Raw genomic sequence first — 7,604 nt, forward strand, 5'->3', positions numbered from 1 at the left:
CAAACACTACACCGTTAACTTACTTGGTTAGTCGCTTAATCATACGCTTTAATGCCGGTGCTTTTAGCGGTTTATACAATAGCGGATAACCTGCATCAAGCACTTGCTCACGTATGCTTTCATCATGATTTGCTGTATTTACAATTACCGGCAAGTTAGTAAGCTGCGCCTTATTAAGCACCTCAAGCCCGGTTACACCATCATCGAGCTGATAATCAATAATAAGTAGTTGTGGTAATGCAGCGCTTGCTTTTAATTGCTCAAGCTCAGCTAAATTAGTTGCCGTGGCTATTTCGCAGCCCCAGTTTTGCAGTAGTTGCTTAAGTGCATCAAGCACATTTTTATCGTTATCAAGCAGCCAAATACGCAAGCGGCCTAGCTCAGTATCGGGGTTAAGCATTACCCGCTGAGTAGGTTGTACCGCTTTACTTACTGTGCATACCATCGTGAGCGTAAATTGCGTTCCTTTACCTAGCTCAGAACCCATAACCAAAGGTATTTGCAGTAAGTCGCAAATACGCTTAGTGATCGACAGTCCTAACCCTAGGCCTTCGGCATTGGGCTTTTCGCCCAGCTGTTTAAACTCTTGATAAATACTTTGCTGATCGCTTGCGGCAATCCCCACACCGGTATCTTCAATAACAAACGACACATGGCTGTCATCTTCAAGCAACACTTTTAAGCGTACCTCGCCGCGCTCGGTATAGCGTATGGCATTACTAAGTAAATTACGTAATACCCGCCGCAACAGTGCTTTATCTGTATGTATGCGTACATCGCATTGCTTTACAATAAATTTAAGGCCTTTTTCTGCTGCTAATGCCGAATAATCGTTGCGTAGCGGCTCTATTAAACTACTAACATCAAACTCGCTGGCCTGCACTTTAAATGAGCCAGAATCTAACTTGGTTAATTCTAAAATACTGCTAAGCAGTTCTTCTGCACTGCCTAATGAGTTTTTAATATTGAGTGCTAGCGCTTTTAGCTCAGAGCTTTGTGCTTTTTCGTTCATTAAAGAACAAAACAAGCTGGCGGCATTAAATGGTTGCAATAAGTCATGGCTGGCCGCCGCAAAAAAGCGGGTTTTGCTCACAGTAGCTTGCTCGGCTACTTGTTTTGCCTGCGATAACTCTTGGTTAGCTTGCGTTAATGCTGCGGTACGAGTTGCTACTTTTTCCTCTAGGCTTACATTGGCTAGCGTTAGTGCTTTTTGTTGTTTTACAAACTCGGTAATATCGGTATAAGTAGTTACAAAGCCACCACCGGGCAGTGGGTTGCCTTGCATTTCGAACACTCGGCCATCGCTGTGCGAACGCTGAAACTTATAAGCACTGCCTTGCTTTAAATACGCTAAGCGCTTATCTATTTCAATGGCAATATTACCGCTATTAAATAACCCTCGCAGCGCATTAAAGCGAATAATATCGGCTACTGGGCGGCCAATATATAAAGCATCGTCTGGGTAAGTAAACATACGTTTATAGCCTTTATTCCACGCCACTAAACGCAATTCACTATCTACCACACTTATACCTTGTTGAATGTTTTCAATTGTAGATTGTAAAAGATCGCGGTTAAATTTAAGTACTTGGCTGGCTTCATCTACAAATTCGGCCACTTGCTCTAATGGTTGGCGCTGCTCATTTTTAGCTACGTCTAAAATAAGCCGTGCCGACGCACCGCCTATTACTGCCGACATTTCACGCTCTACCAATAACTCTAACTCGGCTTTAGCCGGGCTTTTCCATTGGCTTTTATCATCAGGAAAATAATGATTAACTAACGATTGGCTGGCCTCTTTTTCAGCAAAACGCTGCAATAAAGCCCCCAGGTCATGATAACTCAACGGATGCAATGTAGTATCTAGGCGCGAATCATGGGGTTGTGCAATAAATTTATTACTTTGTAATCGCTCAGCAAGAGTGGCTTGGCTAAAAAAGGGCATTAATAAATACACTAAGCAATTTGCACCTAAAGATAGCAATAACGCTTGGCTAATACTCTCCAAACCAAGCGACAATAAATCGGTAGGTGCCAGCCAAGCTATTTGCCATGGCCCTTCTGTTAGCCAACTACTTTGGCTACCCAGGCCACTGGCCAAGTTTGGTAATAGTAAGGTATAACCCCAAATAACAAAGCCGGTTAAAATACCCAGTTGCGCGCCTCTGCAAGAGGCATGTCGCCACCACAAACCAATTATCATGGCAGGTGCAAACTGCGCCACTAAAGTAAACGACATTAAGCCCACTGTGGCTAAAGTGCTGGTTTCTCCAAGTACTCGGTGAGTAAAGTAACTAAGTAGTAAAATGAGCACAATAACAATTTTGCGCGCATGTAATAAGTTGTTTTTATCTAACCCACGGCTACTTGAGGTAAGCTGCGAGCGACGTAAAATAAACTGATTAATAAAATCATTAGTGATCATTACCGATAATACAATCGACGATACAATCACCATACTGGTTGCTGCCGAAAACCCACCTAAAAACGCCAATAGCGTTACCAGCGTATTGTTTGCCGCCATAGGCAATGCTAATACAAAAGAATCGTGGCCAATATCATTACCATTAAAGTAAACCAAGCCGGCGTAAGCTATAGGTAAAATAAATAAATTAATTAGTAGCAAATAAAGTGGAAATATCCACCGCGCTTTGGCCAGTTCATTGTCGTTATTGTTTTCAATAAAGCTCATATGAAACTGACGTGGCAAACATAACGTAGCTAAAAGCCCTAGTAAGGTGTGCGCAACATATACATAAACAGGGCTTTGCGTAGCGGTAACTTGGGTGGGTAGTTTAAGCTCATAGGCTTTTTCGTATAAGGCGACTGGGTTATCAAATAGTGCAAAGCAAACATATAAACCCACTGTAATAAATGCCAGTAACTTTACCACCGACTCAAACGCAATACTGGCGATAAGCCCTGGGTTATGCTCGCTTGGGCGTAACCGCCTAGCACCAAATAAAATAGCAAATAAAGCTAAAAGCAAGGTGATATAAAAAGTACTGTCGGCCCACACCGCATTACTTTGCGTGGGTGCTCGGTCGGTAAGCAAGTTAATACTTTGCGCCGTAGCACTGAGCTGCAAAGAAATATACGGCACAATTGCAATCACCGAAATAAGCGACACCAAACCCGACAAACTCGATGATTGTCCATACCGAGTGGCTATAAAGTCGGCCATTGAGGTAAGTTTTTGTTGCCGACAAATATGCGCAATGCGGCAATATAGCTGCCAACCAAAAATAAATAATATAATAGTGCCCGCATAAGTAGGGGCGAGCCACCAGCCATTACTTGCAGCCTGTGCGGTAGTGCCAAAAAAAGCCCACGAGGTACAATAAACCCCTAACGACAAACCATAAGTTAAGCCTTTAAAAGGTAAAACCTTACGCTTATCGGCCCACCCTGCAACAGCAAACAATATGCCTAAATACACCACGGCAATTAAGCTAATCGACCAAATAGAAAACATAGTTTTATTCTTTTAATTATTTTTATAATTATTTAACTAGCATATGTGTTTTTGCAGAAAAAAGCAGCACCCACTTTAGTGCTAACAATTCAAAATATGCACGATAAAAATAAATAAGAACTATTTGCATTTGAATGTTGACACGCACCCAAATCTAATTGATAATCACTATCAACAAGAAGGGAGTACATCCTAACTTGTTACGAAATAAACTGATTTGTTTCTCGACCCTGGAACAACGTGTAGCGCACGTTAACTGCTATGGTTACTTGTAAATTCAACACAACGCCCCTTGATGTTGATAACGAGTAACCGCCCTACTATTTTACTTGCTACATTGCTCATATCGGTGACGGTAGATATGAAACTAAAAAAGCCCTTACGGGCTTTTTTTATGTCTGTAATTTAACAAACTTTAATTACTTTCAGTTATCTAAATTCAGGTTAATTATTAACGACGATTTTTACGCGCTCGCGCTCGGCGTTGTAACTTTTCGTCTTCTTTGGCTTGCTTTTTAGCCGCCGCAGCCGCACGTAAACCAGCAACCATTATCTCTTCCTCCTCACGCATTTGTGGGGTTTCCATAGTAATGCGGCCAATAATGCCATCGCGTAGTTCGTTAATTAAAATTTCCGACATTTTGTAAGTGTCTATTTGGTTACCACCACGAATACAACCACGCTTTTTACCCGCTAATTCAACAAACTCCCAGTCACTCTCTGGTAGTTCATCTATTTTGTAGCGTGTTTTTAGTAGCTCAGGGTACGCCTTTATTAAATACTCAGCTGTGTAGCTCGCCACTTCTTCATACTCAAGTGCTGTATCGCGTATTGCGCCAGTTGCGCCTAAGCGGTAACCCGAGTTTTCATTTTCAACTTTTGGCCATAGCATACCCGGCGTATCGTAAAGCATAATGCCGTCTTCAAGCTTAATACGTTGCTGCGCTTTAGTTACCGCAGGTTCGTTACCTGTTTTAGCAACTATACGCCCAGCTAACACATTAATTAACGTAGATTTCCCCACGTTAGGAATACCCATAATCATGGCTTTAATTTGCTTATCGGCACCCACCTTGTGAGGCACTAACTTTTTACACAGCTCATTAATACGGTGTACTTCAGCCGCTTTATCATTACCAAAAGCAATTGCTTTTACGCCGTTTTCTTGCTCAAAGTAATCTTTCCATATTTGAGTCATTTTGGGATCAGCTAAATCGGCTTTATTCAAAATTTTAATTACCGGTTTACCTTCACGCAGCGTCGCCACCATAGGGTTTTCGCTACTATAAGGAATGCGCGCATCAAGCACCTCAATAATCACATCCATTTGCGGCATTATTTCTTTAATTTCGTTACGGGCTTTATTCATGTGCCCAGGGAACCACTGTATTCCTGCTCTACTCATTTGATTTATATGACCTTTAATTAAAGGCCGCAGCCTATGGGTACTAATGTGGGTACTAAAAGTAAAACTATGCTTTTGTACTTTTCGTTTATATAGAGAGTTTACTACATAACAAAGCACCAGACTCAAAAATATACTTTGGTCAGCTTTATAATCAAAACTTTCCTTTAAACCAATTAATTAAAGTCTCCCTATCTCTAAAATACCAATACACACAAAAGGCTACAAAATAGCATACAGTCATGATTAAGAACGCTTTCACAAAGTATTGAAGAGTTATAAGTATCAGATTTGTTAGACTTATGTACTCATTCTCATAAAACGCAAACAGAAAACATGAGAACCCCATAAATAACATGAAGGTTAAAGCCACCACGTATTTACTTGTACCGAAATCAAACTGTAATTTAATAATAATTAAAGTCAAAGTTAACGCAGGAACGAGCCAAAGCAAATTTTCATTCATCTATTCACCCTTAAAATAAACACAATTTCTCTATAAAGTTTAATTTATTACCTCTTCTTATAGTTATCTTGGAAACTTCCAAAAGTTAGTTTGCATATATGTTTAACCTGTTAGAAATTAAAATATTCCAAAAAAACCTTGCAATTCAGCTCTCAATTATTAAAGTTCCTATGCGGTTCAAACATAACTTAACTAGGAACTCTAATGAATCGCATTGCTGAAAAACTACAATCTATCAAGAATCGCCTCTTATCATTCACCCCAGAGGGCAAAGACGAAAGCTCAGACTACTCACCCTATCTGCAACTTATCAAACCTTTCATGGACATATCTAAAAGGGCAAATGTACTAAGCTTTTCTAGAATGAAAGCCGATCGTCTAATGTTTGAAGTAAAATGTAGTGGGATGAAGTTAGACACCGGCATTCATAATTGTAGTGATGATGTTGAACTAGAGGTGTTAAGGGAGTCAAGTTACGCATTTTACAAAAGCATCTTTCTCAGGAACCAGGTTCATAATCTTACTGATCTCTCCGTGTTTAAAGAAAAAGCTATATTAGCCCTTAAAAAACTTAAATATAAAATAACAATTATCGACGATGAGCTGCTCCTGGCGTCAAAAGGCAAAAATATAGCAGTTGTTCAATTAGGTGTTAACTCTACTTTTAAAGGACTACAAGATATTTCTTGGAACGCAGAAAGGGTTAGGCTTTTAGAGGAAGCAAAACAAAACCACAATGCCTCGGCGGCTATTTATTTGACTCCAGGATCGACTTCAAAACAATTTAGACAAATTGAGAAACGCTCTGATGTGTTTGTTTTAACTGGCTGGGATATTGTTCAGTTATTTGCTGAAACAAAGATCACACCTTTATCGTATTCAGCATAGAAGGCTGAAGCTATGAGCCTATTAATCCAGCATATCGAATTAAACCCCAAAGCTGACAACAGTCAAAAGCTACGATTTCAATTAACAATTTATTTAGCGGATACAGGAAATAATCTAAGGAAAGAAATTATATCCCTTCCTTGTAAAGAAGCCACTTATCTATGGGCTTGGCTTGATGCTAAGGGAGTGCAAAAAAGGTCGAATGCAAAGGCGCTTGGTTATAATAAAGCTGGCAAGTTAGCTCAATTAATAAGTAGGCGCAACATACATAGCCTTAACTTTAAATCTGACTTTGAGGCGTATGCTTTTTTTAAGAAGCACTTTGACAATTCATTTCTTGCTTTGCTTCTTGGTAAAGATCATGACGAAATAGCAACAAAGTTAGAAGAGAATAATAACTACAAGGTACTTGGAGGTTACTTAGGCGGTGAAACCGAAAGTAAAGATAAAACTAGGTTTAAGACCTTCTTATTAAAAAATCTGAAAGATGCCACTTTAGTTAATCAATTACTTCCTGAACCACTGAAAAATAGAAGTGGTAAACGAATTCAAAATCAGTTCCAGTTCACAATTTCAAACTACAAAATTTTATAAGGATTTACAGCTATGGGCAAAGTACTCGTTGGTATTTTAATATTTATTACTTCATTTTTTGTTATTGCAAAAGTCTCAGTACTAATTGGTATGTTAATACTTATATGGGGTAAGTGTTGTATTATACAGGGCTTCGCTACTTGGGGAGATAGCCCTGAAGTAGCTACTTACAGGCGACCAATGTCTGCCACGGAACAAAAGCATATGAGAATTGCGCGTAATAGAGCAGCAATAAATCGCAGTAAAGCGCCTAGCCAATCAAGTGTTCAATTAAGTAATAGTTACTCTACATCTAATTTGAGTTCAAATAGCTACACTAGTGATGGTGATGGTGTCGTTATTAATCCTGCGAGTGGTCTAGTAATGAATGGGGGTTACGGTGGGTTTGATTCAGAAGGAAATACTTACGGTACAGATAGCCATAATGATTATAGTTACTGATTAAAACAACCGAATAAATTATATTAGCTTAGGCTTGAGCTGGCAGTCATTTAACTTTAAAAAATGACTGAAACCAGTTTAGCGCTAAAAACATCTTACTTTAGGATGTATTATTAGAGGTAAAAATGAAATTATACGAACAAGAATTTAACGAGAACTTTGATATAGGCTTCGACTTAGAAGATCACCCATACCTAATAGATAAAAGCTGGCATAACGATCAATGTCCAAGCTTTTACTTCCCCCCTGTGTCAGGATCTGACTCTTATACACAAATAAATTAGGCTTCAATTGAACTTTATTTATATCAGTCGATCAGATCAGTTATAACGAAA

6 protein-coding genes are annotated in these 7,604 nt (G+C 39.3%); 4 read left to right on the forward strand and 2 right to left on the reverse strand.

Annotated features, from left to right (window positions below; translation table 11 throughout):
* Nucleotides 1–19: 19 nt before the first annotated feature.
* Together J5X91_RS13400 and ylqF are read right to left on the reverse strand one after the other, a co-directional pair.
* Nucleotides 20–3,475 (reverse strand): PAS-domain containing protein, encoded by a 3,456-nt coding sequence (locus J5X91_RS13400; protein WP_208835003.1) that lies wholly within the window; start codon nucleotides 3,473–3,475, stop codon nucleotides 20–22.
* 451 nt (nucleotides 3,476–3,926) lie between these two features.
* Nucleotides 3,927–4,880 carry a ribosome biogenesis GTPase YlqF gene (ylqF, locus tag J5X91_RS13405; protein WP_011329575.1) on the reverse strand — a complete coding sequence of 318 codons (954 nt, stop codon included), beginning with the start codon at nucleotides 4,878–4,880 and terminating at the stop codon, nucleotides 3,927–3,929.
* 670 nt (nucleotides 4,881–5,550) lie between these two features.
* Here ylqF and J5X91_RS13410 point away from each other — a divergent pair.
* The 4 genes from J5X91_RS13410 to J5X91_RS13425 all read left to right on the forward strand — a co-directional run bounded on the left by J5X91_RS13410 (nucleotide 5,551) and on the right by J5X91_RS13425 (nucleotide 7,553).
* Nucleotides 5,551–6,234 carry a hypothetical protein gene (locus J5X91_RS13410; protein ID WP_208835004.1) on the forward strand — a complete coding sequence of 228 codons (684 nt, stop codon included), beginning with the start codon at nucleotides 5,551–5,553 and terminating at the stop codon, nucleotides 6,232–6,234.
* Between the two features lie 12 nt (nucleotides 6,235–6,246).
* Entirely contained in the window at nucleotides 6,247–6,828 is a 582-nt protein-coding gene (locus tag J5X91_RS13415) for a hypothetical protein (RefSeq protein ID WP_208835005.1), read from the forward strand.
* Between the two features lie 12 nt (nucleotides 6,829–6,840).
* On the forward strand, nucleotides 6,841–7,269 hold the full coding sequence (locus J5X91_RS13420; protein WP_208835006.1) for a hypothetical protein: 429 nt from the start codon (nucleotides 6,841–6,843) through the stop codon (nucleotides 7,267–7,269).
* Between the two features lie 125 nt (nucleotides 7,270–7,394).
* Nucleotides 7,395–7,553, forward strand: coding sequence for a hypothetical protein (locus tag J5X91_RS13425; RefSeq protein WP_208835007.1), 159 nt, complete (start codon nucleotides 7,395–7,397; stop codon nucleotides 7,551–7,553).
* The last annotated feature ends 51 nt before the right edge of the window (nucleotides 7,554–7,604 follow it).

It is taken from the genome of Pseudoalteromonas sp. K222D (assembly GCF_017653575.1).
Taxonomy (GTDB): domain Bacteria; phylum Pseudomonadota; class Gammaproteobacteria; order Enterobacterales; family Alteromonadaceae; genus Pseudoalteromonas; species Pseudoalteromonas nigrifaciens.